Annotated in this window: 27 protein-coding genes and 2 pseudogenes; 16 read left to right on the top strand and 13 right to left on the bottom strand. The window is 66.2% G+C overall.

Going from position 1 to position 25,106, the window contains the following annotated elements; translation table 11 throughout:
• Window positions 1–6 precede the first annotated feature (6 nt).
• Window positions 7–1,290, bottom strand: a complete 1,284-nt coding sequence (locus LR393_RS02690) for a DNA cytosine methyltransferase (RefSeq protein WP_231481353.1) — start codon at window positions 1,288–1,290, stop codon at window positions 7–9.
• 303 nt (window positions 1,291–1,593) lie between these two features.
• Here LR393_RS02690 and LR393_RS02685 point away from each other — a divergent pair, with 303 nt between their 5' ends.
• Window positions 1,594–2,016: a very short patch repair endonuclease gene (locus LR393_RS02685; protein ID WP_231481352.1), complete on the top strand. Its 423-nt coding sequence runs from the start codon at window positions 1,594–1,596 to the stop codon at window positions 2,014–2,016.
• The gene (locus tag LR393_RS02680) at window positions 2,016–3,017 is read left to right on the top strand and encodes a NaeI family type II restriction endonuclease (RefSeq protein WP_231481351.1); all 1,002 of its coding nucleotides are present in this window, start codon (window positions 2,016–2,018) and stop codon (window positions 3,015–3,017) included. Before LR393_RS02685 ends, LR393_RS02680 begins: the two co-directional genes overlap by 1 nt.
• A gap of 61 nt (window positions 3,018–3,078) precedes the next feature.
• Here LR393_RS02680 and LR393_RS36130 read toward each other — a convergent pair whose 3' ends face one another.
• The 3 genes from LR393_RS36130 to LR393_RS02670 all read right to left on the bottom strand — a co-directional run bounded on the left by LR393_RS36130 (window position 3,079) and on the right by LR393_RS02670 (window position 4,741).
• Entirely contained in the window at window positions 3,079–3,288 is a 210-nt protein-coding gene (locus tag LR393_RS36130) for a DUF397 domain-containing protein (RefSeq protein ID WP_331282897.1), read from the bottom strand.
• Complete coding sequence (locus LR393_RS02675) at window positions 3,281–4,168, bottom strand: helix-turn-helix domain-containing protein (protein WP_331282896.1); 888 nt, start codon at window positions 4,166–4,168, stop codon at window positions 3,281–3,283. The genes LR393_RS36130 and LR393_RS02675 overlap by 8 nt, the downstream gene beginning before the upstream one ends.
• A 144-nt stretch (window positions 4,169–4,312) precedes the next feature.
• Complete coding sequence (locus LR393_RS02670) at window positions 4,313–4,741, bottom strand: hypothetical protein (protein ID WP_231481349.1); 429 nt, start codon at window positions 4,739–4,741, stop codon at window positions 4,313–4,315.
• Between the two features lie 586 nt (window positions 4,742–5,327).
• Here LR393_RS02670 and LR393_RS02665 point away from each other — a divergent pair.
• On the top strand, window positions 5,328–5,633 hold the full coding sequence (locus LR393_RS02665; RefSeq protein ID WP_231481348.1) for a hypothetical protein: 306 nt from the start codon (window positions 5,328–5,330) through the stop codon (window positions 5,631–5,633).
• A 10-nt stretch (window positions 5,634–5,643) separates the two neighbouring features.
• On the opposite strand, the gene LR393_RS02660 is transcribed toward LR393_RS02665, so the two are convergent.
• On the bottom strand, window positions 5,644–6,231 hold the full coding sequence (locus tag LR393_RS02660; RefSeq protein WP_231481347.1) for a TetR/AcrR family transcriptional regulator: 588 nt from the start codon (window positions 6,229–6,231) through the stop codon (window positions 5,644–5,646).
• A 127-nt stretch (window positions 6,232–6,358) separates the two neighbouring features.
• Between LR393_RS02660 and LR393_RS02655 the strand changes: the two genes are divergently transcribed.
• Complete coding sequence (locus LR393_RS02655; RefSeq protein ID WP_231481346.1) at window positions 6,359–7,801, top strand: amidase; 1,443 nt, start codon at window positions 6,359–6,361, stop codon at window positions 7,799–7,801.
• 10 nt (window positions 7,802–7,811) lie between these two features.
• Here the strand turns inward: LR393_RS02655 and LR393_RS02650 are convergent, their stop codons facing one another.
• The 3 genes from LR393_RS02650 to LR393_RS02640 form a co-directional block, all read right to left on the bottom strand.
• On the bottom strand, window positions 7,812–8,279 hold the full coding sequence (locus LR393_RS02650) for a hypothetical protein (protein ID WP_231481345.1): 468 nt from the start codon (window positions 8,277–8,279) through the stop codon (window positions 7,812–7,814).
• A gap of 240 nt (window positions 8,280–8,519) precedes the next feature.
• Window positions 8,520–8,918, bottom strand: coding sequence for a GNAT family N-acetyltransferase (locus tag LR393_RS02645; protein WP_231481344.1), 399 nt, complete (start codon window positions 8,916–8,918; stop codon window positions 8,520–8,522).
• Window positions 8,919–8,931: 13 nt separating this feature from the next.
• Complete coding sequence (locus LR393_RS02640; RefSeq protein ID WP_231481343.1) at window positions 8,932–9,750, bottom strand: helix-turn-helix transcriptional regulator; 819 nt, start codon at window positions 9,748–9,750, stop codon at window positions 8,932–8,934.
• 102 nt (window positions 9,751–9,852) lie between these two features.
• Here LR393_RS02640 and LR393_RS02635 point away from each other — a divergent pair, with 102 nt between their 5' ends.
• The gene (locus LR393_RS02635) at window positions 9,853–10,599 is read left to right on the top strand and encodes an SDR family NAD(P)-dependent oxidoreductase (protein ID WP_231481342.1); all 747 of its coding nucleotides are present in this window, start codon (window positions 9,853–9,855) and stop codon (window positions 10,597–10,599) included.
• A gap of 244 nt (window positions 10,600–10,843) precedes the next feature.
• Here LR393_RS02635 and LR393_RS02630 read toward each other — a convergent pair whose 3' ends face one another.
• Window positions 10,844–11,194, bottom strand: coding sequence for an MFS transporter (locus LR393_RS02630; protein ID WP_331282895.1), 351 nt, complete (start codon window positions 11,192–11,194; stop codon window positions 10,844–10,846).
• Window positions 11,195–11,358: 164 nt separating this feature from the next.
• Here LR393_RS02630 and LR393_RS02625 point away from each other — a divergent pair.
• Window positions 11,359–11,685 (top strand): annotated as a pseudogene (locus LR393_RS02625) (alpha/beta hydrolase); the annotation flags it as partial.
• A gap of 92 nt (window positions 11,686–11,777) precedes the next feature.
• On the opposite strand, the gene LR393_RS02620 reads toward LR393_RS02625, so the two are convergent.
• Together LR393_RS02620 and LR393_RS02615 are read right to left on the bottom strand one after the other, a co-directional pair.
• The gene (locus tag LR393_RS02620; protein WP_231481340.1) at window positions 11,778–12,122 is read right to left on the bottom strand and encodes a hypothetical protein; all 345 of its coding nucleotides are present in this window, start codon (window positions 12,120–12,122) and stop codon (window positions 11,778–11,780) included.
• Window positions 12,123–12,232: 110 nt separating this feature from the next.
• Window positions 12,233–12,829, bottom strand: coding sequence for a hypothetical protein (locus LR393_RS02615; RefSeq protein WP_231481339.1), 597 nt, complete (start codon window positions 12,827–12,829; stop codon window positions 12,233–12,235).
• A 162-nt stretch (window positions 12,830–12,991) separates the two neighbouring features.
• On the opposite strand from LR393_RS02615, the gene LR393_RS02610 reads away from it, so the two are divergent.
• From LR393_RS02610 to LR393_RS36885, 3 genes and pseudogenes are all read left to right on the top strand, one after another.
• Window positions 12,992–13,828, top strand: a complete 837-nt coding sequence (locus LR393_RS02610; RefSeq protein WP_231481338.1) for an alpha/beta fold hydrolase — start codon at window positions 12,992–12,994, stop codon at window positions 13,826–13,828.
• Window positions 13,821–14,390, top strand: a complete 570-nt coding sequence (locus LR393_RS02605; protein WP_231481337.1) for a TetR/AcrR family transcriptional regulator — start codon at window positions 13,821–13,823, stop codon at window positions 14,388–14,390. Before LR393_RS02610 ends, LR393_RS02605 begins: the two co-directional genes overlap by 8 nt.
• A gap of 110 nt (window positions 14,391–14,500) precedes the next feature.
• Window positions 14,501–14,788, top strand: a pseudogene (locus LR393_RS36885) (NIPSNAP family protein); the annotation flags it as partial.
• Window positions 14,789–14,836: 48 nt separating this feature from the next.
• Here the strand turns inward: LR393_RS36885 and LR393_RS02600 are convergent.
• Window positions 14,837–15,337: a hypothetical protein gene (locus tag LR393_RS02600; protein WP_231481336.1), complete on the bottom strand. Its 501-nt coding sequence runs from the start codon at window positions 15,335–15,337 to the stop codon at window positions 14,837–14,839.
• 227 nt (window positions 15,338–15,564) lie between these two features.
• On the opposite strand from LR393_RS02600, the gene LR393_RS02595 reads away from it, so the two are divergent.
• The 6 genes from LR393_RS02595 (at window position 15,565) to LR393_RS02570 (ending at window position 22,038) form a co-directional block, all read left to right on the top strand.
• On the top strand, window positions 15,565–16,614 hold the full coding sequence (locus LR393_RS02595; RefSeq protein ID WP_231481335.1) for an iron-siderophore ABC transporter substrate-binding protein: 1,050 nt from the start codon (window positions 15,565–15,567) through the stop codon (window positions 16,612–16,614).
• Window positions 16,611–17,654 carry a FecCD family ABC transporter permease gene (locus LR393_RS02590; RefSeq protein ID WP_231481334.1) on the top strand — a complete coding sequence of 348 codons (1,044 nt, stop codon included), beginning with the start codon at window positions 16,611–16,613 and terminating at the stop codon, window positions 17,652–17,654. The genes LR393_RS02595 and LR393_RS02590 overlap by 4 nt, the downstream gene beginning before the upstream one ends.
• Entirely contained in the window at window positions 17,651–18,712 is a 1,062-nt protein-coding gene (locus tag LR393_RS02585; RefSeq protein ID WP_231481333.1) for a FecCD family ABC transporter permease, read from the top strand. Before LR393_RS02590 ends, LR393_RS02585 begins: the two co-directional genes overlap by 4 nt.
• Complete coding sequence (locus LR393_RS02580; protein ID WP_231481332.1) at window positions 18,709–19,512, top strand: ABC transporter ATP-binding protein; 804 nt, start codon at window positions 18,709–18,711, stop codon at window positions 19,510–19,512. The genes LR393_RS02585 and LR393_RS02580 overlap by 4 nt, the downstream gene beginning before the upstream one ends.
• A 48-nt stretch (window positions 19,513–19,560) precedes the next feature.
• Window positions 19,561–21,084 carry a GGDEF domain-containing protein gene (locus tag LR393_RS36125; RefSeq protein ID WP_231481331.1) on the top strand — a complete coding sequence of 508 codons (1,524 nt, stop codon included), beginning with the start codon at window positions 19,561–19,563 and terminating at the stop codon, window positions 21,082–21,084.
• 66 nt (window positions 21,085–21,150) lie between these two features.
• Window positions 21,151–22,038, top strand: coding sequence for an aldo/keto reductase (locus tag LR393_RS02570; RefSeq protein WP_231481330.1), 888 nt, complete (start codon window positions 21,151–21,153; stop codon window positions 22,036–22,038).
• 51 nt (window positions 22,039–22,089) lie between these two features.
• On the opposite strand, the gene LR393_RS02565 is transcribed toward LR393_RS02570, so the two are convergent.
• The gene (locus LR393_RS02565; protein WP_231481329.1) at window positions 22,090–22,398 is read right to left on the bottom strand and encodes a type VII secretion target; all 309 of its coding nucleotides are present in this window, start codon (window positions 22,396–22,398) and stop codon (window positions 22,090–22,092) included.
• Window positions 22,399–22,746: 348 nt separating this feature from the next.
• Here LR393_RS02565 and LR393_RS36120 point away from each other — a divergent pair, with 348 nt between their 5' ends.
• A complete protein-coding gene (locus LR393_RS36120) occupies window positions 22,747–25,089 on the top strand; it encodes a putative bifunctional diguanylate cyclase/phosphodiesterase (RefSeq protein ID WP_231481328.1) in 2,343 nt (780 codons plus the stop codon).
• Window positions 25,090–25,106 lie beyond the last annotated feature (17 nt).

Here is a 25,106-nt window from a genome sequence, read left to right as displayed (position 1 = left end):
TACTTACTAGCTGATCCGTCCGCGCTGCTTCTTCTCTGCGAACGCCGCATGGCGATTATGGTCTTCCTGCCCCTGGAAAGCCTTCCACTTCCCAATGCGGTAGGCCTTCGTGCGCCCACTCCCACGTTCCTCAACCTCAAAGTCCCGCTTGAGTAGCTCGATCCGCCTCACAACCTCAGGCTCTTCGAGCTTCTCACCGAGAGACTTTGAGAGCTTCCCAGCGGTCAGCCAATCCCCACCATCACGAAGGAGGCGATACACCTCATCATGCATCTTGCGTTCAGCCGGAGCTCGCTTCGCGGCTGACTCTTTACGAAGGGCTCGTGCAATGGAGCCGCCTACGGCGTGAGCCACCGGCGGAGGGAAAGCATTGCCAATCTGACGATACTGGCTAGTCTTCTTACCTAGAATTTCCCAATTCTCATACAACGCACCATCCCATCCCTGAAGCTTCTTGACCATGTCTACGGTCAGTTTGGGCCCGCGATTGAGTGGGCCTGGACGCCAGTCAGCATCAGGCGCATCATTTGCAAGACCATGGGCATCAATCCACATTGCTTCCCATGCGAGCTTGGCACGAGTAGGACCAAGGTCAGCCCCACCATGCTTCTTACTTCCACCTACGATAGTCGGCGCAATCTTGGCTGCTCGCTCGAGAAATTTTTCCTGGAAGTCTGCTCGCAGAAACTGCATATCCGAGGCCAAAGTTGTGGCCACGGTCTTAGCGGTTGTTTTTGGTTCAGGCCATTCGAAGTAATCAACATACTCTTTTTTCAGTGCTACGAGAACCATACGAGGACGAAGCTGGGGCACATCAAATCCGTGGGCCTCGAGCAGCTGCCATTCAGCCGTGTAGCCCATCGAGTCAAACTGATCAACTACAGCCTGACGATAGCCGCCGAAGCGAGCATCTCTCAAACCTTTAACATTCTCTAGCAAGACGGCCTCTGGCTGCATTCTTCCAGCCGCATCAACCGCCCATGCAAAGAGATCGCGTTCGTCCGCGGAACCCAGCTGCTTACCAGCCTGACTAAACGGGGGGCACGGAACGCCACCGGCTAGGAGAGCAGTCCCACCGTAATTCTTGGGGTCCCACAGCTCCTTATTTGCAACATCGCCTACACGAACCGTCTTCTCCGGATCAATGTCCAGATTTGCAAAGTTGTGTTTGAGCGTGTTCGCCGCATGCTCGTCGAGCTCAACAGCCAACTTGTGCCGGAACTCAGCCAGGTGCAACCCCAGCGACTGGCCGCCCGCGCCCGCGCAGATCTCCACAACATCCAGATCCATCGCTCAAGCTCCTCAACATCGCGCTCGGCTTCGCCGACAGTCCAAACCACCGAAGTATGGCGCATCCACACCACTGCCACGGTCGCCTCCGTGCCTCCCGGAGCGTGACACTCACCGCACTAGTGAGTCGAACATTTGTACGAAAATCAAGACAACTCGCGGTCCCGAGACCAACATGTTGCCTGCCAGGACTTTCGCCCAGCCGAGACCTGTCGGCGATCAGCGTCCGTCCTGCCAACTGGCTACCGATATCGTCACGCTGTGGCTACAGAAGGTGCTCCATTGAGGGACCACGCAGCGACGGTGGATCGACGGCTGGTACCTACAAGCGCTGGGCGTTCTCGCAACCTTGCGGCTGTCCGCCGAACCAACACGAAGCCTGAGGTCGCAGTGCGCTCAGCGCTGCATCGACGAGGCTACCGTTTCCGCAAAGATCTTCGTCTTGATCTTCCGGGCGGTCGGGCTCGTCCCGACGTCGTCTTCACCCGGGCCAAGGTCGCCGTCTTCATTGACGGCTGCTTCTGGCATGTCTGTCCTATCCATGGGCGTGAACCCACCAGCAACGAGTGGTACTGGACACCGAAGCTGCGAAAGAACGTCGCTCGCGATCAGAAGACGAACGACCTCCTCACCTCGTCCGGTTGGATCGTCGTACGCATCTGGGAACATGAAGCACTACCTGAGGCAATTGAAGCCGTTGAGATTGCCCTTAAGAAGGGTGCATAGTGAAGCTATTGGCATCAATCGACCAAATTGAAGATCCTGAAATTGCTGCGGTCCGCGATCGCCTTTATCAACTTGATCCTACAGGAGAACGCATCGCCCGTGTCATCCGAGATACCTATGATCAGCTATACGACGGACAACGCACCGGTCACTGGCACTTCTCGCAGCTCAGCAAGACCGAGAAGACGCATATGGGCACCCTTATCGAGATAAATCTGCAGCGCGAGTTCAAATTTGATGACGGTGATGCCACCGACTACCGGATTGCTGGCGTCCAAGTCGATTGCAAGTATTCAATGCGTCCAGGAGGTTGGGCTTTGCCTCCCGAAATCATCAACCACCTTGCGCTACTCATATGGGCCAATGATGACACTGCCACCTGGACCGCTGGACTCGTTCGGGTCGATGGAAAAATTATGAACCTGGCGCTCAATAGGGACAGAAAAGGAACGCTTTCCGCGCTGGGCAGGACAAAAATCATGAGGCTGTGGCCTGATCATGGACGGCTCGCTCCCAATCTCTTTATATCACTAGATCCCGCAACACGAGCTAGCATATTCAATGCTCAGGAAAATGGTCAGCCTTCGAGTGGGCAGGCACGCGTTAATGAACTATTCCGCCGTGTCCAACAGCGGATCATTCGCCGTGCAGAAATTGCGACGGTGGCCCAGCAAGAAGATTTCATGAAACGTGCCCGCGAGAACGGTGGTGCGCGCTCAAAGCTCCGTCCAGAAGGCATCCTGATTCTTGGCCATATGGAAAACGAGCCGGTCATCGCCGACCAACTTGGGCTTCCTGCCCCAAAAAGCGGAGAGTTGATTTCTGTTCGAGTTAAGCCAACTGACCAATCATCTGATGATAAAATGGCCGCCATTGGAACAAGTTTTTGGACTATCGCCAAAACTACTGATTCTATACAGGAGGCGCCTTCCGTGCCAAAGAAGAGCGCCCAAGCGGCTATTAATATGCTTCGCGCTCATGATGAGATGAATCAGAAATAGTTGCGACTTTAATACCGTTGTTGGAGGGGCCGACACGACGCGCGGACCCTCCAACAACACGTCAGCTGCTTGGTCGATCAAACTCGTTGTTCCGCACACCTGCCAAGAAGGCGTCCCACTTCATAGCGCTCGTGAAAACAACGGACCCAGGCTCGTCGCTCTCACGCATCGCGATCCTACCGTCAGAAAGAAAAGCGACCTCAACGCATGCGCCCTGACCGTTGCTCCTGCTGCTCTTCCGCCATGCAGCATCTTCAAATATTTCACTCATCCCGAAACCTCCTCGCAGCTTGTCTCATCAGTTCTGCCGATGCCAAGTCGTCCAGGCATGATCCCCAAAGCCCCTCCCAGACAGCGTTATACCGCGAAAGTTCAGCTGGTCTATCGAGATACAACGCCCCCGTAAGCGATTCAATATATACAGTCGTTGGTTCACTGTCGTGTCCATCTAAAGTCTTCGGAAATCCAAGCGTAATGAACGATCCAGAATGCAGTCCGGTATGCAAACCAGCGTCAAATGGCATGACGCGAACTTGAACATGCTCCAACTGCGCGAGTTTCAGCAGGTGCTCAACCTGTCCGTGCATCGTTTCAGCTCCACCAACCGGCGAGCGCAGCACGGCTTCTCCAATGACCGCTTGGAAGCGCGGGGGCGCGGTCGCACGCGTTAACAGTGCTCCCCGGCCAGTGCGCACACCGACGCGTCGAGCAATCTCGGTGGGTCCCACCTCTGGATTATCGGACTCGATGATGGCTTGAGCATACGGCCTCGTTTGCAAAAGACCAGGCACGAGATTTTCCTCGTACCAGCGAAATTCGGACGCAGACTCCTCAAGTCCGATGTACACATCAAAGTATTCGGGAATGACATCCCCGTAGCTATGCCACCATCCACGCGACTTCGTCTCTTTGGCAAGAGCCGTGAGCACACCGGTCATCTCGACGTTGGCTCCGTAGACCCGGCACATCAGCTCGGCATCATGACTGCGCAGCGACGACTTCCCTGTCTCGATGCGCCAGATCTTGCCTTCCGACCATTCCAGTTCCTTGGCCACGGCCCGAACCGTCATGCGAGCCTGCCCTCGCAGATCGCGCATGTATCTGCCGAGCTGGCGTCGCGGAACGGTCGACCCCGTGATCTCGGTCTGCACCTCATCCCCCCTCGGTCCGGAGCAGGCCTCACACCTGAAGCAGAAGGCATCGGCCAGTTCACCTAAAAGACCATCCCCCGCAAACTTTTGGCATGCCCGCGAGCATGAGTACAAGATTGCACACCGTTTGGGATTTTGCCAAATCTAGGATTCGACCGCTCCGGCCCTCCACCGGATCGGCAGACCGGTCAGCTCGCTGATGTCGCTCAGGTCGGCCGGCTTCACCTGGGGCAGCCATCGCCTGCGCCCGCTTCTACTGAGGACGTAGACCGGATCTCCCCCCAGGTTCCGGTCCATGAGTTCATCGGCCTGGGCCACCGGCAGAGTCCACGAGCTCACCAGGTTACGGACGGCAATGACCTCGGCCGTCACAGTCGTCTTGAGGCGGTACCGCCGATAGCCGAAGTAGGCACTCAAGTACAAGGTAGTGAGGAAAGGCGACCAGCTCAGGTAGATCCCGATCAGGACCATGAGAGCCACGTACACCGTCAGACCCGCCAGGAACAAGGCGACTGTGTAGCGACGTGACATGGTGGACCGCGGCTCCGGGACCGGATAGACGAGCTGCTTCACGTCGATCCACCGTGACCGCGCTGGGTGAGCCGAGATCCGGCCCGGTCGACACCCGAAGCCACCGACAGCTGCGGCGAAACGACAGCGTACAAGCCGTTTTGCCGCTGCTGAGCAGCAAGAAGAACCTCCACGTCGATCACCGGCCCATGATCACCCGACCTCCGAATGCTCGCATTTCGAGCAGCGATGTCACGCGGTGAACGTGTCCGGATCACTGTTCTGGAGCGAACCTTCCACCGGAAATGGAAGACTTTGCCGCGTCCATTTAAAAGGCTTAACCCACCAAACTTTCAAGACTTCAGTGAGCCCAAATAGCATCTTGCGCACCGTTCGGGTTTTTGCCAATCTTGGTCGCGGCGGATCACCCGGAAGCAAGCCGAGGGGCCCGATCCGCCGGGTGCAGTCATCGGGGAGCACGCTCGAAGACGGGGGTTTGGGGCAGTGCCCGGCACCCTCCTGGTGGCCCGGAGCCCGCACCTCCAGGCCACCAGGGTCCCTCTCATGATCGCCGGGTCTCTCGCCATGCGAACCCCTCCTTCCCAGGCGAGGGACCCGGCTCAGCACACGGGGAAGTAGGCACGCAGCGATGTCATTTGACGCGCCCTGGATCGGGTGGCTGGAAATAGACCTGGGCAACGGCCTCGGAGTCTCTGTTGCGACCGTCGACGTCAACGTCCGGCGCGACATGGTGATCTTCTACATCGGCAACCGGAACATCGCGGTCATCGATCGGCAGCAACTGCAGCGCTGGCTCGTCCACCCCCATAACGACCTGCTCCAGGACGACGTCGTGTTCCTGACCCTGGCCGGCGAGCTCTGCCTCAGCGTCGACGCCTCAGTTCCTTACATAGTGCCGAAAGACGCCGCCCGGGAACTTCTTCAACTCGTCTGACGGCCTGCCTTCAGCGTTCGAGCAGAGCCCCGATGATCCGCATGAGCCGGTCCGCCACCTGATCGATACTTCCGTTCTGCATGCTCACCTGAGCCCCCTCCAGCAGGAAGGTGATCTCGGCCGTGACCTGCTCCGGATCGGGCAGGCCGGCCTCGGTGCACAGCGCCAGCATCCGGCCGGCCTGGAGGGCCTTGTGCTTCTCGATCACCTGCCGCGCCGGGTGGCTGCGGTCGGGCAGTTCGGCCAGGGAGTTGATGAAGGGGCAGCCACGGTAGGAGATTCCCGGCAGCCCGGCGGCGATGAACTGGGCCAGGCCGAAGATCTGTGCTTTTGGACGACCTGGATGGTCGGTCGCTACGCGGTCGAACGCTGCCTGGTAGTCAGCGGCCAGGATGCGCAGCCACTCCGCGACCAGCTCGTCCTTGGTCTCGAAGTGCCGATAGACGGCCATCTTCGTGGTGGAGGCCCGGTCGGCGATCGCCTGGACGCTGACCCGCATGATCCCCTCGCTCTGGAAGAGCTCTTCCGCCGCGTCGAGGATGCGTTCCCGGGGTGGCAGTTTCGCTACCCGACTGGGCCTTCTGACGGTTTCTGCCATGACGTCCGCGCATCTCCGGTCTCTTGTCGCCCCCTCAAGCTCCTGTTACGGTACCACCCAGCCCCGGACGATACCGATAGGTATCATTTGGGACCTGACCGTATCGTCCTTAATAGGAGGAGCGACTGTGAGACCAGCTGAATACGTGGGCTCGGATGCCATCGGCCTGGCGGAACTGGTGGCCAAAGGTGAGGTCACCCCCGCCGAACTGGAGCAGACCGCCCGTGAAGCGGCACAGGCCGTCAATCCACAGATCAATGCGGTCGTTGAGACCTGGCCGACCGACGACAAGCCCCGTCCTGGCAGCTCGCCCCTGGCCGGGGTGCCGTTCCTGATCAAGGACATTGGCGTCACCATGGCCGGGAGACGGATGGAGCTGGGCAGCCGGCTCGCGGCCGGGCTCACGCCGGGCGCCGATTCCGCACTCATGCAACGTTTCCGCCGAGCCGGGCTGGTCACGTTCGGACGTACGGCGACACCGGAGATGGCCTACAGCATCACGACGGAGCCGGTGCTCTACGGGGCGACGCGGAATCCGTGGGACCTCGAACGCAGCGCGGGCGGCTCCAGTGGAGGTTCGGGTGCGGCCGTAGCGGCCGGAATCGTCCCGATCGCGCACGCCACCGACGCCGCCGGTTCCCTGCGCGTGCCCGCCTCGTACAACGGTCTCTTCGGCATGAAGCCCTCACGCGGACGAATCTCCGCAGGACCCGGCTTCGACGAGGTCTTCAACGGCCTCGGCGTACAGGGCAGTCTCAGTCGCACCGTGCGCGACAGCGCGGCCCTGCTCGACCAAGCTGCCGGCCCCGAACCCGGCGACCCCTACATCGCCCCCGGACCCCCTCGTCCGTACCTGGAAGAGGTTACCCGCGCGCCGGGCGCACTGCGGATCGGTGTTCTGGCCCAGGCCTGGGGTGGGCGCCGCACCACCGCGCCGGTTGCCGAATCGCTCAGCCGCACAGTGCGTCTGCTCGAGGGCCTAGGTCACCAGGTGGACGAGGTCAGCATGGATCTCGGTGTCAGCTGGGAGCAGTTCGTACTGGCCAACGCCCATCTGTGGACGGCGAACCTCACGACCTCGATCGATGAACTGGCGGCTGCTTTCGGCCGGCCCATCGACGACTCGACCCTCGAAGCGGTGACCCTGGCCGGTTACCACTACGGCCGGCGGGTCAGCGGGCCCCAGTTCGTCGCTGCTCTGGCCATGCGTAACCAGGTCGCGCGAAGCCTCGGACGGTACTTCACCAGCTACGACGTCTTGCTGACACCGACGCTGCCGGAGCCACCCCTCCCCCTGGGCACGTACGCCGAGGGCGCGGAGGCGCTGGACGGGCACGGCTGGATCAACCGCGTGCTCGAGCGTTCCCCCTTCACCGTTCCGTTCAACGTGTCGGGCACACCCGCCATGTCGGTGCCACTCATGATGGACGAAGCAACTGGTTTGCCGGTCGGCATGCAGTTCGCGGCGGGGTACGGGCAGGAGGGCATGCTCTTCCGTCTGGCCGGTCAGCTGGAGCAGGCCAGCCCGTGGTCGGATCGGGTGCCGCCGGTATGGGCCGGACGTCACTGAGCATCTCCAGCTATCCGGCTGCGAGATCCAGGATCATCACCGGATAGGGGCCTGCCGGCATGTCAGCGGACGCGTGCTCGGCCGGGATGACGTTCTCCATCCTGATCAGCAGTTCGCGGGGCTCGTCACCGACTCCGAGGTGGATCCGCCACCCCCAGTCACCGGCATAACTACCCTCGAAGCTGATCAGGCCGTCGGCGGTCAGGAGCCCGGACAAGGACATGGTGTCGGGCTTCTGGTGCCATGAGTCGCCCCAGGTGACCGCCAGCGCATCTCCTTCACCGGTGGACTCGATGAGGATCAGGCCATCTTGCGGGCCGTCGTCGGGGTGCTGCCACGCGTAGGCCAGCAGGGTCAGGTGGCCGCCCGCGGCGGTGGTCACGGAGGCCGTCGCCGGGAACTTCACCAGCGGATCGGCCGGCATCAACCGGAAACCGTTGGTACCCGACCAGGTTCCCACGAATTCGGACAGGCTCATCGCACAACCCTATCCAAGGCGGGCGCGAACGTCAGTCGTACCAGTTGAAGAAGACGCCACCGAGGTTCTCGGTCTTGTCGTAGACCACCTACTGCCGGTATCCGTCCAGCTGACGGAGACGCTGTTCCTTCACCGGCTGGTTCATCTCCTCGGCACTGGCGACCCGGAAGCCGGATTGAGCAGGATCCACAGGGCGGGGCCGTCGTCGAACTGCACGCCGACGGCGACGATTCCCCTGCATCAGTGCAACGAGATAAGCCCGGCAGCCGTGGGCGAGAAGCCACATGCCTCGAAGTAGAACGGACTCAGACGTTTTTCGAAGTCGACGTGGATCCAGGCGCAGTTCGCGGCCCGGGCTTCACGAACGGCGGTGGCCACGAGTTCCGCTCCGACACCGCTCTGACGTCGATCGCGAGCGACCGTGGTGTCGACGAGGAAGGCGTGAGCACCACCGTCCCAGGCCACGTTGACGAACCCGACGAGCCGACGGTCGTCGTGGGCACAGACCCAGCCGAGACTGTGCCGGTGCACCTGCGCGTACCAGTCGGCAGCGTCCTCTCCTGGGCCAAAAGCTTCTGCGTGCAGTGCGTTGAGAGCCTCGTTGGTGAAATCAGCCCGCCACTGGTAAGCAATTGCCATAGGAACAGTCTCGTTACACGCTCACTGATCTGCGGACCGTCTGGAGGACGGTCTCGGTGTCGGTGGACGGGTCGGCGGTATAGAGGACGAGGGTCTGGGCGGTGGGGTAGGCGGTCATGAAGGCGTCCCACAGTACGGTGATGGTGCCGAAGCGGTGGCTGGAAATGCGCTTGGAGCCGGAAGAATGGCCGTGGACGTCGTGGCGGGCCCAGAGCTGGCGGAAGGCGTCGCTGCCAGCCGAGAGACGTCCGAGCAGGGAATGCAGTCTCTGATCGTCCTCCCGGCCGCGCGCCATACTGCGCAGGGCGGCCACGGCTTCGAGTGCCACGGCTTCCCAGTCCGGGTAGGTGAAAGGGGCCTCACGGTCCAGGAAGACGTATTCCAGCTGGTTGCCGTGGCCGGCCCGGCCCAGAAAGGCCTCGGCCACTTCGCTGCACGCGATCACATCGAAGTACGGGCCCAGGATGTAGGCGATCTCCCCGTCGAAGCGCGCCAGAGCACGGGCCAGGGCCGGAACCGGCTGGCCGGCACTCACTGCCGGAGGCTGCACGGCGACCGGCCAGACCAGGGAGTGCAGGTGGCGGACGGCCTCGTCCTCCAGACGCAACGTCGCCGCCAGGGCATCCAGCACCTGGCGTGAGGGCGCGCTGTCCTTCCCCCGCTCCAGACGGGTCAGGTATTCCACGCTGATGCCCGTCAGAGCCGCCACTTCCTCGCGCCGCAGGCCGGGCACCCGCCGGCCCTGGGTCCGGATGCTGAGCCCGGCCTCTTCCGGGGACACCAGTTCGCGGCGGGCACGCAGGAACTCGCCCAGATGATTGCTCTCACCCATGCCAGGAGCGTAGGCCAGAGAGGAAAGGCCAAGGGGGCCCTGTCGGGTCCCCTCCCAGCGGGTTCTGTGGCCCGGATGCTCGTCTACCGCATGCTGCCGGTCATGAATACCGAACTGCTCGGCAAGGTAGCCCTCGTCACCGGCGCCTCCTCCGGGATCGGAGCGTCTGTCGCCCGGGCCCTGGCCGCACGCGGCGCGAAGGTCGCCGTGGCCGCGCGTCGTCGTGATCGGCTCGAACAGCTGGTCGCCGAGATCGGGGCCGACGGTGGCACCGCCATGGTCGTTGAACTGGACGTCACTGATGAGGCGACCTGCCGTGCGGCCGTCGACCGGTGCGTCCACCGTTGGGGCTCACTCGACCTCCTGGTGAACAACGCCGGAGTGATGCTGCTGGGCCCCATTGAGGATGCCGACACCGACGACTGGCGACGGATGATCAACACCGATGTTCTCGGGTTGATGTACATGACGCACACGGCGTTGCCGCACCTGCTGAACTCCCGGGGCACGATCGTGCAGATGTCCTCGGTCGACGGTCGTCTCGCGGGACCGCTCACCGGTGTCTACAACGCCAGCAAGTCCGCGGTGAACGCGTTCTCGGAATCGCTGCGTCAGGAAGTGACCACCCGGGGCGTACGTGTCGTGGTGATCGAGCCGGGGGCGACGACGACGGAACTGGCATCTCACATCACGCATTCCCCGACCCGTGAGGCGGTGGAGCAGTTCGCGGCGGCCCTGCGGCCGCTGGCACCCGAGGATGTCTCGGCCGCCGTCGTTTTCGCGGTGACTCAGCCGGCTCAGGTCGCGGTCAATGAGATTCTTCTGCGGTCGGTGGACCAGCAGCGATGAGGAACGGGGCCGGAATCAGACGGTTCCGGCCCCGCAGCCGGGTTTTCAGATGGTCGGAGCCCGGCGCCCAGAGCGGCGAACGTGTCGGCCGAGACGGTGTTCAGGACGGCCTTCACGTCGATCATGGTGGCGCCGCCCGGTGCCTTCACCGGGGCGGCGTCGGGGTCGATGTCTACCGTGGCGGCCAGGGTCGTGTCTTTGACGGGTGAGTCACGCTGTGATCCGGCGGTTTCGACGTGCAGAGTCAAGCCCGGTAGTGCCACAGGTACGGAACAGCGCGCACGATCGCGGTGACGGTGGCTATGGTGAGCAGTCCGCCCAGACAGACGGCCCCGCGCGCACCGATCGCCGATCCCGCGAGCGCGTGCAGGACGCTGCTCATCTGGGGGCCGCCGATCAGCACGATCGTCAGTGATCCCTGGGTCCGGCCGCGGAGGGCGTCGTCGGTGTGGGCCTGAGTGATCACGTTGCGGAAGGTGCTCAGGACGACGTTCACCGCGCCGCCGAGGGTGAGGGCGATCAGGGCCGGGGCCAGGTGTGGGGCCAGGCCGAACAGCACCACGGTCAGGCCCCAGACGATCGCGGCCGAGGCCATCCAGGCGCCGTGCCGGCGGGCATGGGTGAAGGTTCCCGACAGCAGCCCGGCCAGGAGGACGCCGGTGGGGTACGCGGCGTAGAGCAGCCCCAGCGACAGACCTCCTTCGGCAGGGCCGCCGTAGAGGCGGTGGGCGATCTCGGGGAAAAGGGCGGCGGGCAGCCGAGTCGGACGAGCTCTACGACCGCTGGACCATCCCCTCCCCCGGCCGCCCGCTCTTCGAGGCCGCGGCCGCCAACTTCAGCCGGCACTCCCCCGCGGCCGTGAACACCGCCAACCCCAGCCGGGGCCCGCTGCTGTTCATCTCGGGCCAGGACGATCACACCGTGCCCGACGTCGTCACCCGGGCCGCGTTCAAGCTCTACGCCGGCTCCTCGGCCGTCACCGAGCTGCAGCAGTTCCCCGGCCGCGGGCACTCCCTGGCCCTGGACGGCGGCTGGAGCGAGATCGCCGACGCCACCCTGACCTGGCTGGCGAACACGGTGAAGTAGCGGTGCCGTATCCGCACGGCCCGCAAACGGGGGGCACCCGGGAGCCCTGACGGTGCCCACCGGGTGCCCAACCTCGTCCGTTGTTACAAGATCTACTTCCAGCCCTCGACCCACACCTTGCCGGCGGCCCACCCGATGCTCGGCGCCGGCAGGTCCTGCTTGGAACCGAAGACCACCTGCACGGTCGCCGTCGGGAGGTTGCACGCCTTGTAGGTGCGGACCTCCTCGCCGTAGCCCTGCGCGTTGGTCTCGTAGCTGGTCCGGGTGCCGTTGCCGCCGATGACCTTCGCCACCTGGGCCTTCGACATGCCGACCTTCACCTTGCCGAACTCGGCGTTGGTGACGCACGACGTGTTCTTGACCGCCGCATCGGCCGATGTGGCACCACCGACCACGAGGGTGGCAACGACACCGACGCCAATGAGGGCACGACGCATGAAGAGTTTCCTTCCAGATTGTCCCAGAACCGCTCCGGGCCTGACTGGTCCATCGGACAGGCCGTAGCGGTTCTGATACTCCGGACGGGTTGCTCCGTCACGCAGCGCGTTCAGGACGTCGGCGACACCTGGGGCAGGCGGTACATCTTGTTCAGGGTGCGCAGGCCCATGGTCTTCAGCACGTCGTCGTGGACGTCCTCGCACTCCTCTTCCATGCGCGCGTCGAGCTCGACGTCCTTGAAGCTCGCGCCGGGCTCGTTCGCCGCGGCCGCGACGGCGGCGCTCCAGTAGGCGCCGATCTGCATGCTCACCATGTCGGCGGAGTCGCTGTCCTCGTACGACAGCAGCTGGATCGGCATGACCTCACAGGCCACGTGCCCGACGCCTTCGGGGCCACCGGCCGCGGCCATCTCGGTCAGCACCTTCTCCAGGTCGATCATCTGCTCGGTGCGGACCTCGGCGGCCTTGGTGGACTTGGCGCCGTGCACCCGCTGCAGCATCTGCTTGATCTCCTTCAGCTGCCGGGTCCAGGTGGCGTCCTTGTCCTCGTCCACGTTCCAGACCGACACCGGGGCGGTGGGTGTCACGACCGCGGGAGAGGACGACGCCGCGGCGGTCGGGGTCTCGCTCTCTCTCGCGCACCCGGTCAGCAGGAGCCCGGCCACCGACATGGTGACGACCGACCGAACCAGCAGCGACCGCTTCACGTTCACATCCTCCAGGGCCTGGGGCGTCCGTTCCCCAGCAGCCGCTGAATCATGGCAGGTCGCTCTGTGATCACCAATCTCCCAGGAGAGCCCCCGTTGACATCAGAAGCTAATGCCTCTAGCTTTTAGCTAACGGAATTAGCCAAAGCCACGGAGGACGTCATGACCGAGTACCTGAACATCGCCGGCAACACCATCGCCTACGACGTCACCGGCGAGGGCCCCCTCGTCGTCCTGGCGCACGGCATGGGAGACAGCCGGCACTCCTACCGCTTCATGATCCCGGCCCTGGTGGCGGCCGGATACCGGGTCGCCAACGTCGACATCCGCGGCTGCGGCGACTCCGGCCTGGACTGGGACGGCTACAGCCGCACCGACATCGCCGGCGACCTGGTCGCCGTGGTGCGGCACCTGGGCGGGCCGGCCGTGATCATCGGCCAGTCGATCAGTGGCGGCGCGGCCACCATCGCCGCCGCCACCGCACCCGACCTGATCGCCGGCACCATCGAGCTGGCCCCGTTCACCCGCAAGCAGTCGGTCTCCCTGGGTACGCTGTTCCGGTCGAAGCGCTACCGGGCGGGCACCACCCAGCTGGGCCTGACGCTGGTGCTCGGCAGCCTGCCGGCCTGGAAGAAGTACCTGACCCTGGCCTACCCGACCAAGCCCGCCGACTGGGACAGCGAAATGGCGCGCATCGAGACGAAGATGGGCGAGCCCGGCCGGATGAAGGCCCTCCAGGCCATGTGCAAGGCCAGCCCCGCGGACGCGGGTGAGCAGCTGCCCAACGTCACCTGCCCGGTGCTGGTCGTCCAGGGCAGCCTCGACCCCGACTGGGCCGACCCGCGCGCCGAGGGCGAGAAGATCATCGCCGACCTGCCCGCCGGTCTCGGCGAACTGGCCGTCATCGAGGGCGCCGGCCACTATCCGCACGCGCAGAACCCCGACGAGGTCGTCGCCCTGGCTCTGCCCTTCCTGGCCAGGAACCTCTCCCTTGCCTAGAGCCGGGCTCGACGCGGGTTCGGTCACCGCGGCCGGGGCCGCGCTGGCCGACGAGATCGGCTTCGACCGGCTCAGTATGGGCCTGCTCGCCGAACGCCTCGGGGTCAAGGCGCCCTCGCTCTACAAGCACGTCGCCGGCCAGGCCGATCTCTCGCACCGGATCGGGATTCTCGCGATGACCGAGATCGCCGACGCGATCGGCGAGGCCACCCGGGGACGAGCCGGTCGCGACGCCCTGGTCGCCGGCGCGGACGCCATGCGCACGTACGCGCTGGAACACCCCGGCCGGTACACGGCCGGCAACGCGGCCCGGCCGGGCGGGCCCGACGACCCGCTCCGGGCCGCCGTCGACCGGCTGTTCGCCTCCTGGAGCGCCATGCTGCGCGGGTACCGGCTCGACCCCGACCAGGAGATCCACGTGCTGCGGTTGCTGCGCAGCACCCTGCACGGCTTCGCGAGTCTGGAGGCGACCGGTGGTTTCCGGATCGGCATCGACGTCGACGACAGTTTCACCTGGGTGGTGCGGTTCATCGACCAGGGATTGAGGACGACGCGACAGTAGGGCGCGGATGGCCGGTTTTTGTGACGGTTGGCTTTCCGGCCACTGGAGACCTGGGCGCCGGTCGGCGCATCCTGGTCGGGTCAGGCCTCGCCACCACCTCGGAGTTCCTCATGTTCTACGAAATTCGCCGCTACCAGACTGTTTCCGGACGACGTGACGAGTGGGTGCCGTACCTGGAGACCGTGGTCATCCCGTTCATGGAGTCTCGCGGCATGTCGGTCACCGCCTCGTTCGTGGACGCGGAGGACCCCGACGGCTACGTGTGGATCCGGCGCTTCGACGACGAGGCCCATCGTGTCGCGCTCTACGCCGCCGCCTACGAGAGCGACCGCTGGAAGAACGAGATCGCGCCCGTGGTCCACGAATTCCTCGTCCGCGAGAAGTCCGTCATCACCCGGGCCGTTCCCACCGCGACACCCGCCCTGCGCCGAGAACGGCCCCACGCCTCAGATCGGAAGCCCCAGAACCGAAACCGGGACGTCGCCGTAGCTGCCCGGCACGGACCCGCACCGACCCCAGGGCAGCGAGTTGACCCCGGTCACCGCCGGGGATTTCGTGGTCGCGCGCTTCTCCCGGCGACGGGACAGCAGGGCCCGCACCAGCCGGCCCCCCAGAGCCGTGTCCCCGCCGGGGGGACCGCAGAACTCGAGCAGCGCAAACGTCCTCAAGCCGTCTTCGAACACGAAATCGTCGCTCTGGTGGGGATCCAGACCGGCCCACCACGGCCCACCCGACGACAGGGGCAACCCGTAGACGCACCCCACCAGCGCGCGTCCCTCATAGGCGGCGACGGCCATGAACCCGGCGGACGCGGCCTGCACGGTGAGGGCGTCGCGGAAGTCTGCGACCGAGCGTCTCGGATAGGCCACGTGAAAGGCACCGCGCACGTCGGCGAAGTGCTCCATCGTCGCCGACCCGTCCCAGATGCTCAGCTCGGCAGCATTCATCCCTCTATATAACGCCTGTGAGGCGGCACACACCAGCCTCGACGAACCATAACGAAAGTACTACAGAACGATCACGTTCCGCACCGGTCATGAGCTATCTGGGGATTTGGTTAGGCTAACCTAAACAACGCCTGTGGATCGCGGTCTCCGTGATCCACGCACCCTGTGTCCCCTCACCACGCGCCCTCCTTCCGACCCAGGGAGGGGTCCGCGAAAGGAAGTTGCTCGTGTTCTCACGTCGTCGCCTGCTGACCGGGGCGGTCGCCACCGCCGCCGCGCTGGTGCTCGCCGCCTGTGGTGGCGGTTCCTCGGACTCCGAGGCCGAAAGCACCGGCTCCGCCGCATCCGATGCCGCGTTCCCGATCACCGTCAAGCACGCTCTGGGCGAGACGGTCATCGAGAAGAAGCCCGAGCGCGTGGCCACGGTCCAGTGGGCCAATCACGAGGTTCCGCTGGCCCTGGGCATCGTTCCGGTGGGCCTGGCCAAGGCCAACTTCGGTGACGCGGACGGCGACGGCTACCTGCCCTGGGCCAAGGAAAAGGTCGACGAGCTGGGCGGTGAGGCGCCGGTGCTGTTCGACGAGACCGACGGCATCGACTTCGAGGCCGTGGCCGACACGCAGCCCGACATCATCCTGGCCACCTACTCCGGCCTGACGGAAGAGGACTACAAGACCCTCTCCGACATCGCGCCGACCATCCCCTACCCGAACGGGCCGTGGGAGACCAGCTGGCGCGACATGATCAAGCTGAGCAGCCAGGCGCTGGGCCAGTCTTCGGCCGGTGACGAGCTGATCGCCTCGATCGAGAAGCAGATGACCGACGAGGCCGCGAAGTACCCGCAGCTCAAGGGCAAGAAGACGATGTTCCTGACGCACGTGGACACGTCCGACCTGAGCAAGGTCAGCTTCTACACCGACAAGGACACCCGCGCGCAGTTCTTCTCCGACCTGGGCATGGGCACACCGGACAGCATCGCCAAGGCCTCCGCCGCGACCGAGGAGTTCTCACAGGAGGTCAGCGCCGAGACCGTCGACACGTTCGACGATGTCGAGATCATCGTGACCTACGGCGACGACAAGCTGCTGAAGTCCCTGAAGGACGACCCGATCCTGTCGAAGATGCCGGCCGTCGCGAACGGCGCCATCGTCGCGCTGGACGGCACCAGCGAGGTCGGAACCGCCGCCAACCCGACGCCGCTGGCCATCAGCTACGTGCTCGGCGACTACGTGAAGATGCTCGCCGACGCCGCCGACAAGGTCGACGCGGCTCAGTGAGCACAGTCGAATCCGTAACACCCTCGGGCGCCGCCGTCGTGCGGCGCCCGAGGCGCGTGCGCCTGCTCTGGTTCCTGGTCTGCCTCGGGCTCATCGCCGTGCTGATCGTGGCGTCCATCGCGGTCGGCACCCGGTTCGTGCCGGTGCCCACAATTCTGGACGCGCTGGGCGGCGCCGACGACACGCTCGATCAGGCGGTCATCCGGGTCCGGATCCCCCGTACGGTCCTGGCCCTGCTCGCCGGGGCCGCACTGGCCGTGTCGGGGGCCGTCTTCCAGGGAGTGACCCGGAACCCGCTGGCCGATCCCGGAATCCTCGGCATCAACATGGGCGCCTCCCTGGCGGTCGTGGTCGGCCTGGCCTACTTCGGCCTCAGCAACCCGAACAGCTACATCTGGGCGGCCATCGCCGGGGCCGCGATCTCTGCCGTCTTCGTCTACGCCATCGGATCTCTGGGACGAGGCGGCCCCACTCCGCTGAAGCTGGCCCTGGCCGGGGCCGCGACCTCGGCGGCCCTGGTCTCCTTCGTCACCGCAGTGATCCTGCCCCGCAACGACATCGCCGAGAACGTGCAGTCGTGGCAGATCGGTGGGGTAGGCGGCGCGACCTTCGAGCGGATCTGGCAGGTGCTCCCCTTCCTGGGAGCCGGCCTGGCCGTCTGCCTGCTGTCCGCCCGCAGCCTCAACTCCCTCGCACTGGGGGACGACGTCGCGGCCGGTCTGGGTGAGCGGGTCGCGATCGCGCGGGGGCTCGCCTCCCTGGGGGCCGTGATGCTCTGTGGGGCGACCACCGCGATCTGCGGGCCGATCGGATTCGTCGGGCTCGTCGTCCCTCATGGGTGCCGTCTGCTCGTCGGACCGGATCATCGCTGGCTGCTGCCCTTCTCGGCCCTCACCGGGGCCGGCCTGCTCCTGGCCGCGGACGTGATCGGCCGGATCGTGGCCCGCCCCGGCGAGATCGACGTCGGCATCATCACGGCGTTCGTCGGGGCACCGTTCTTCATCTACATCGTCCGCCGGCAGAAGGTCCGAGCACTGTGAGCACTCCTGCGGACCTGCGACAGGCCTCCCCCGCCACCGTGGCGGCCGTCACCCGGGGCCGTACGCGCCGAAATCGTCGCCGCCGCATCGTCATCGGGATCCTTGTCGTCCTGATCGGGGCCATGGTCGCGGTCTCGCTGATGGTGGGACGAACCTTCTACCCACCCGGGGACGTCCTGAAGGTGATCCTCGGGCAGGACGTGCAGGGCGCCACGTTCACCGTGGGCCGGTTGCGGCTGCCGCGCACCTGCCTGGCCGTACTGGCGGGCGCGTCGTTCGGCCTGGGCGGCGTCACCTTCCAGACCATGCTGCGTAATCCCCTGGCCAGCCCGGACATCATCGGCATCAGCACCGGGGCGAGTGCTGCCGCGGCGGTCGCGATCATCACGCTGGGGCTCTCCGGCTCCGCGGTCTCGGTCTTCGCCATCACGGCCGGCCTGGGTGTGGCGCTGATGGTGTATCTGCTCGCTTACCAGGACGGGGTGTCGGGCATCCGCCTGATCCTCATCGGCATCGGGATCGCGGCGATGATGAATTCGATCGTCTCGTACGTGCTCTCGACCGCCGGGCAGTGGGACCTGCAGGAGGCGCTGCGCTGGCTCACCGGCAGCCTGAACGGGGTGCGCTGGGAGGAGACCGTCACCGTGCTGATCACGATGATCGTGCTGGTACCGGTGCTGTTCCTGGGCTCTCGCGACCTGACCGTGCTCCAGCTCGGTGACGACACCGCCTCCGCGCTGGGGGTCCGGGTCGACCGCACCCGCCTGCTGGTCGTCGTGTGCGCCGTCGGCCTGATCGCCTTCGCCACCTCGGCCACCGGCCCGATCGCCTTCCTGGCGTTCCTGGCCGGCCCGATCGCCGCCCGCCTGGCCGGGCCCGGCCATTCCCTGCTGTTGCCCTCGGCCCTGGTCGGGGCCCTGCTGGTGCTGCTGGCCGACTTCGCCGGGCAGTACGCCTTCGGCACCCGGTTCCCGGTCGGCGTCGTCACCGGTGTGCTCGGCGCCCCCTACCTGATCTACCTCATTGTCCGCGCGAACCGCGCCGGAGGATCTCTGTGACCACCGAACACCAGCTCACCGCCGAGAATCTCAGCCTCGGCTACAAGGACCGCACGGTCATCGAGGGTCTGGAACTGGCCGTGGCGCCCGGCCGGGTGACCGCCATCGTCGGGGCCAACGCGTGCGGCAAGTCCACCCTGCTGCGCTCCATGTCGCGTCTGCTCTCGCCCCGGGCCGGGCAGGTGCTGCTCGACGGCAAGGAGGTGCACAAGCTCCCGGCCAAGGAACTCGCCCGCACCCTGGGCCTGCTCCCCCAGTCGCCGCTGGCTCCCGAGGGCATCACGGTCTCCGACCTGGTCGGACGCGGACGGCATCCGCATCAGGGGGTGTTCTCCCGGTGGTCGGTGGCCGACGACACCGCCGTCGCCGCGGCGCTGGAGGCGACGCACACCGTGGAGCTGGCCGACCGGGCCGTGGACGAGCTCTCCGGCGGTCAGCGTCAGCGGGTCTGGATCGCCATGGCCCTGGCCCAGGAGACCGACCTTCTCCTCCTCGACGAGCCCACGACCTTCCTCGACGTGCAGCACCAGGTGGAGGTCCTCGACCTGCTCACCGACCTCAACCGCTCCCGCGGCACGACGGTGGTGATGGTGCTGCACGACCTGAACCTGGCCGCCCGCTACTGCGACCACCTGGTCGCCATCGCCGGTGGAAAGGTCCACGCCGCCGGCCGCCCCTGTGAGGTCCTGACCGAGGACACGGTGCGCGCGGTGTTCGGGCTGGACTCGAAGGTCATCATCGACCCGACCTCGGGCGGGCCGCTGATGCTGCCGATCGGGCGGCACCACATGGTTGCCTGACCTCGGCTGGGTCCTTGAATGTTCAGCGGCCGGGCCGACAGGCACCGGGTGAGCCAGGACCGCCCAGCCAGCCGACGCGCCACGACGGGCGTCCTCGGGATCGTCAGTCACTGGTTCGCCGCGGGACTGGATGCCGACTCGCAGCGGCAGCGCAAGGGGCGGATCGGAGCCTGCCTCTATCTGGGCGGTGCCGTCTACGGGGCGCTGATCGTCTGGCAGACACCCGATCCGCCGGTGTCGCAGACGGTCGTGGCGATCGCGGTCGCCGTCGTGGCCCTCGCCCTGATGGTGCTGCCCTGGCAGCGGGTTCCCGACTCGGTGCTGATCTGGCCGGTTCTGCCGAGCGCCTTCTTCACCACGCTCGGCTCCGGCTCGTCGAACATGCTCGGCCACTACCAGGCGATCTACCTCCTGGCCCTGGGCTACGCCGGGCTGGTACTGAGGCCGGGACAGACCGCGCAGGTGGCCGGAGTGAGTCTGGCCCTGCTGGCGGCGGTGGCCGGGTTCGGTCGGCAACGCGACAGCCTGGTCGAGATCACCGGGACGATCCTGTTCGCCGCCCTGATCGGTGAGCTGATCGCGGCCGCGATGTCGGCCCAGCACCGGCAGCGGGTGAAACTGGAGCACCTGCACGCCGGGGTGCGTCCGCTGCTCTCGGCCCATTCCGAACCGGAGGCCGCCCGCCTGGTCAGCGAGCTGGCGCTGGACCTGCTCGGCGCCGACGGAGTCGTGACCCTGGTGGCCGACCGGTTCGGCCCGCCGAGCGCGCGGGACACCTCGCTGAGCGCCCGGGGCGGCGCCGGGCTCGGTTCGGAGGTGGCCGCGGTGCGGTCCGGTGACCACCCACCCGAGTCGGGCATCGGAGCGGTCGCCCGGGACCGGCGTCCCCTGTTCGTCCCCGATGCCCGCAACTCTCCCGTGAGCCTCCCGACGACCGGGAACGAGACGGGCTGGGCGTCGGCCCTCTTTCTCCCGATTGAGGTGGTCGACCAGTTGGCCGGGGTGATGGTGGTCTTCTGGACGAGACCGGTGGACGACCTGGATCCCTTCGACGGCCAGGTGATGGAACTGCTCTCGCTCCAGGCCGGGCCGGTGCTGATGCGGGTGCGGCACGTCGAGGAGCTCGACCGGGCCGCGACCACGGACCCGCTCACCGGGGTCTCGAACCGGCGGGCCTTCGAGCAGGCGATGGCGAACCTGGAGGACGACGCCCTTCTCCTGCTGTTCGACCTGGATCGTTTCAAGGGGGTCAACGACACCCAGGGCCACTCGGCCGGGGACCGGGTGCTGCAGGCCTTCGCCTCGTCGCTGACGGCCTCCGTGCGGGACAGCGACCTGGCCTGCCGGATCGGGGGCGACGAGTTCGCCGTCCTGACGCACGGCGGTGACGAGGTCGCGCGAGCGATCCTGGACCGGCTCTCGGCCGCCTGGTCGTATCCGGAAGGGGTGGGATTCAGCGTGGGATCCGCCGAGCGACGGCCGGGTGAGTCCGCCGAGCACCTCAGCGCCCGGGCCGACGAGGCGCTCTACGCGATGAAGCACCGGCGCCGCGAGCGCGTCGAGGTCGACTGAATTCCTGCTCTGACAGGTAAAGCCAGAGCCAGTCAGACCCGCCGGTAAAGATCTAGCGTGGCAGCCATGGACATCACGCTCACCCTCAACAACGGGGTTCTGATGCCGGCCCTCGGGCTCGGCGTCTTCCAGAGTTCGCCGGAAGAGACCGCGGCGGCCGTCCGCTCCGCGCTCGAGACCGGTTACCGGCACATCGACACGGCCGCCATGTACGGCAACGAGCGCCAGGTCGGCGAGGGGATCCACGCCTCCGGCGTGGACCGGTCGGAGATCTTCGTCGAGACCAAGATCTGGGTCAGCGACTACGGCCGCGAGCAGACTCTGAACGCCTTCGCCAAGGCCTCGCGCAAGCTCGGTCTGGAGCAGATCGACCTGCTGATCCTGCACCAGCCGGCGACCGACCGGTTCGAGAAGACGATCGGCGCCTACCAGGCGCTGGAGCAGCTGCTCGCGGACGGCCGGGTGCGCTCGATCGGGGTCAGCAACTTCACCCCGCAGCACCTGAAGGACCTGTTCGCCGCCACGCAGATCGTCCCGGCGGTCAACCAGGTCGAGCTGCACCCGTACTTCGCGCAGCCCGAACTCCAGCGGGTCGACGCCGAGCACGGCATCGTCACCCAGGCCTGGTCACCGATCGGCGGCATCACGTTCTACCCGGGCTGGGGTGAGGAACGCAAGAACGTCATGCAGGACGGGACGATCGGCGCCCTGGCCAGGCAGTACGGGAAGTCCCCGGCCCAGGTGATGCTGCGCTGGCACCTCCAGCAGGGCCGCTCGGCCATCCCGAAGTCGGTGAACCCGGGCCGGATCGCCGAGAACTTCGACGTCTTCGACTTCGAGCTCACCCCGCAGGACCTGGCCGCGATCGACGCCCTCGACGCCGGTGTCCGCAGTGGCCCGGACCCGGACGTTCCGCGTCCGGAGCGCTTCGACACGGTGATCCCGCAGGACTGAGACCCCGGATCAGCCGTGGGCCGCCCCCTGGCCTACGGCTGATCCGCGCGTTCACCGGCCGCCGGGCACCAGCTTCGAGAACTCTTCGGCGCCCACGTCGTCCCCTCGCTGGTAGTCGTCGGCCGCGACATCGAGGTGCTCGCCGAAGGTCTGCATCTGGTCGTGCCAGGACTTGAGGTCGCTCTCCCACTTGCTGCCCACCTGGGTCAGCGCCGCGATGCTGTCGGCCCCGGGGATCCCCTTCCCCGCCGAGTCCAGCTCACGGCCGGGATCGAGCTGGCCGACCGTGCCGGCCGCCGACTCGGCCTTGCCCCCGGATGCTCGTAGCTCCCCCACGAGCACACTGAATTGCCCCTTCATGATGCCCCTCCGCCGTCTCGGAAGCCGCCCATCGTAGTTATCGGGCGGTTCCGGCATAACCCCTGAGGGCTACCGACCTGGGCGTTCTGACCCTGAGTGACATACTGGCCCATCTGGGTGGCCACCCTCCGGGGTCACGGTGATGCCTCATCACCCGTGCGTTCCGACCGATGGACCGCCCAGAACTAGTTGCCTGGGCAACATGATCGGTGGGAGAGAAACTCATGCGCGGATGCCTGTCCGGGACCGTTCAGGATGCCCGGGGCCGGTTCCGTGTCTGAGATGTCAAGAATCACCGCGCCGAAGCCGATGGCCTGGGGCGTAGGCATTCTCAGGAAGGACCCCACAGTGGTTGAGCAGGCGGTTCCGATCCGTCCGCTGACCGGTCTGCTGCGCGATCCGGTCCTGCGGGGACTGGTCGCGCTGACCCTGGTGGCGGCATTCCTGTTCCTGGTCTTTCCCGACGACCTGGCCCGCCGGGTTCAGATCTACTGGATCAGCCAGATCCCCATGGACGCGGCGCTGGCAGTCGGCGCGTGGCGGCTCCGGCATCTCGCGCCCGTCCGGTACCGGCGCTTCTGGTCGTTCATCGCCTTCGCCGGAACGTCCTTCACCCTGGGCGACAGCTATCAGGCGTTCGCGATGGTGCTGGGCCTCGACCGGCCCTCGATGGACGGCGGCGCCGTCCAGAGCGCGTTCTTCGCGGTCGGCATGTCGAGCAACGTGCTGGCCTGCCTGATCTTCCCCCAGGGACCGCAGTCGGGCCGGGAGAAGGTCATCTTCTGGATGGACTCGGCCACCGTCCTGGTCGGTGGCGCAGTGCTGGCCTGGTGCTTCGCAGTCAACCCGATCGACCGCAGCACCGACCGGGCCACCGCCAGTCTCACCGTGGCGCTGGTGATCGTGGCCGCTTTCGCGGCGACCAAGGTGGCCCTGTGCCCCGCACCGCCGATGGACCGGATCGCCGCCTGGCCGATGGTCGCCGCCCCGATCGTCCAGGGGCTGAGCACCTTCCTGCTCAATCTCTTCGAGCAGCAGGACCGGCCGTACGCGTTCGCCATCCGGCTGATGCCCTCGCTCCTGATCGCGATGGGTCCCCGCATCCAGGAGATCACGGTCCGGATCTCGGGCAACGAACCGCGTCCCAAGCGCCGACCCTACAGCCTGCTGCCGTACAGCATGGTCGCGTTCACCTTCGTGATGTTCTTCCTGGTACTCCCCTCCGACGTGTCCATCCAGCTGTGGGGGGCGATCACCGGCGTCATGGTGATCACCGCACTGGTGGCCGGGCGGCAGCTGATCGCCTTCCAGGACAACACCCGTCTGATCCGGCGCCTCGACGTGGCGCTCGGAGACCTGAAGGGCCAGGACGCGCTGCTGCGCTACCAGGCGACCCACGACGCCCTCACCGACCTCGTCAACCGCACGCGGTTCCAGGAGGAGATGGCGATGCTCCCCCCGGAGCTGCCCCACACGGTCCTGCTCATCGACCTCGACGACTTCAAGACGGTCAACGACACCATGGGTCACGCGGCGGGAGACGCACTGCTGGTCTCGGTGGCCCAGCGGCTACGGGCGGCGCTCCGGCCGGAAGACCTGGTGTCCCGGCTGGGCGGCGACGAGTTCGCCGTTCTGCTGCCCGCCACGGACCTCAACGATGCGCTGTCGGTCTCGGAGAACATCCTGCGCAGCTTCGCCGACGACGTGGACATGCTCGAGCACAGCGTCGCCGCCCGGGCCAGCATCGGCATCGCCGTGGCCCAGACCGGTTTCGACCCCTCGACCCTGCTGAAGAACGCCGACATCGCCATGTACGAGGCGAAGCAGCGGGGTAAGGGCATGTGGGCGCTCTACACCGACGAAATGGGCATGCGCATCAACGATGAGGCCGACCTGATCCGCGAGATGTCCACGGCCGTCGACGAGGGCCAGTTCACGCTCGAGTATCAGCCGATCGTGCGGCTGGAAGACATGGAGATGACCGGTGTCGAGGCGTTGATCCGGTGGCACCATCCGACCCGGGGCCGGATCTCCCCCGCCGATTTCATCCCGCTGGCCGAGAAGTCCGGCCTGATCGTGCCCATCGGACGCTGGGCCCTCGGCGAGGCCTGCCGCCAGGGCGCCGCCTGGCGGCAGGCCCACCCCCAGGCCGAGCACCTGGCCATCGGGGTCAACGTCGCCGGACGGCAGTTGCGCTCCGGCACATTCGTCGACGAGGTACTGAAGGTGCTCGCCGAGACCCAGCTGCCGGTGGCCAACCTCAGCATCGAGGTGACGGAGACCGCCGTCCTGGGCGACCAGGAGTCCACCGACGCGATGCTCCGACTGCGGGAGATGGGCGTTCGCCTGGCCCTGGACGACTTCGGCACCGCGGCCTCCTCCCTCGGCCTCCTGCTGACCTGCCCCGTCACCACGCTCAAGCTGGACCGCTCGTTCGTGGAGTCGATCATCACCGTCGGCCGGCAGGCCGCGGTCGCCACCGCCGTGAGCCAGATGGCCAACGCCCTGGACCTGGCCTCGGTCGCCGAGGGCATCGAGACCGAGGAACAGTGCCGCCTGCTGCAGGAACTCGGCTACCACTACGGGCAGGGCTACCTGTTCTCCCGGCCCGTACCGCCCGAGGTTCTGGCCGGGCGGTGGGCCGCGGTTGCTGAAGCCAGCCACTTCCCGCCGCCGTTCGAACGGCTCTGACCACCCACCGGGCGGGA

Source organism: Kineosporia mesophila, assembly GCF_021129235.1.
Taxonomy (GTDB): Bacteria; Actinomycetota; Actinomycetes; order Actinomycetales; family Kineosporiaceae; genus Kineosporia; species Kineosporia mesophila.
The sequence above is the reverse complement of the archived record's forward strand: the minus strand, read 5'-3'. Positions and strand labels throughout refer to the sequence as shown.

What these genes read in the sequence shown, in the direction of transcription:
- LR393_RS02690 (WP_231481353.1), bottom strand. Translation starts at nt 1,290, where the DNA reads ATGGATCTGGATGTTGTGGAGATCTGCGCGGGCGCGGGCGGCCAGTCG.
- LR393_RS36130 (WP_331282897.1), bottom strand. Translation starts at nt 3,288, where the DNA reads ATGAGTGAAATATTTGAAGATGCTGCATGGCGGAAGAGCAGCAGGAGC.
- LR393_RS02665 (WP_231481348.1), top strand. Translation starts at nt 5,328, where the DNA reads ATGTCATTTGACGCGCCCTGGATCGGGTGGCTGGAAATAGACCTGGGC.
- LR393_RS02660 (WP_231481347.1), bottom strand. Translation starts at nt 6,231, where the DNA reads ATGGCAGAAACCGTCAGAAGGCCCAGTCGGGTAGCGAAACTGCCACCC.
- LR393_RS02650 (WP_231481345.1), bottom strand. Translation starts at nt 8,279, where the DNA reads ATGAGCCTGTCCGAATTCGTGGGAACCTGGTCGGGTACCAACGGTTTC.
- LR393_RS02645 (WP_231481344.1), bottom strand. Translation starts at nt 8,918, where the DNA reads ATGGCAATTGCTTACCAGTGGCGGGCTGATTTCACCAACGAGGCTCTC.
- LR393_RS02640 (WP_231481343.1), bottom strand. Translation starts at nt 9,750, where the DNA reads ATGGGTGAGAGCAATCATCTGGGCGAGTTCCTGCGTGCCCGCCGCGAA.
- LR393_RS02635 (WP_231481342.1), top strand. Translation starts at nt 9,853, where the DNA reads ATGAATACCGAACTGCTCGGCAAGGTAGCCCTCGTCACCGGCGCCTCC.
- LR393_RS02630 (WP_331282895.1), bottom strand. Translation starts at nt 11,194, where the DNA reads ATGGCCTCGGCCGCGATCGTCTGGGGCCTGACCGTGGTGCTGTTCGGC.
- LR393_RS02620 (WP_231481340.1), bottom strand. Translation starts at nt 12,122, where the DNA reads ATGCGTCGTGCCCTCATTGGCGTCGGTGTCGTTGCCACCCTCGTGGTC.
- LR393_RS02610 (WP_231481338.1), top strand. Translation starts at nt 12,992, where the DNA reads ATGACCGAGTACCTGAACATCGCCGGCAACACCATCGCCTACGACGTC.
- LR393_RS02600 (WP_231481336.1), bottom strand. Translation starts at nt 15,337, where the DNA reads ATGAATGCTGCCGAGCTGAGCATCTGGGACGGGTCGGCGACGATGGAG.
- LR393_RS02570 (WP_231481330.1), top strand. Translation starts at nt 21,151, where the DNA reads ATGGACATCACGCTCACCCTCAACAACGGGGTTCTGATGCCGGCCCTC.
- LR393_RS02565 (WP_231481329.1), bottom strand. Translation starts at nt 22,398, where the DNA reads ATGAAGGGGCAATTCAGTGTGCTCGTGGGGGAGCTACGAGCATCCGGG.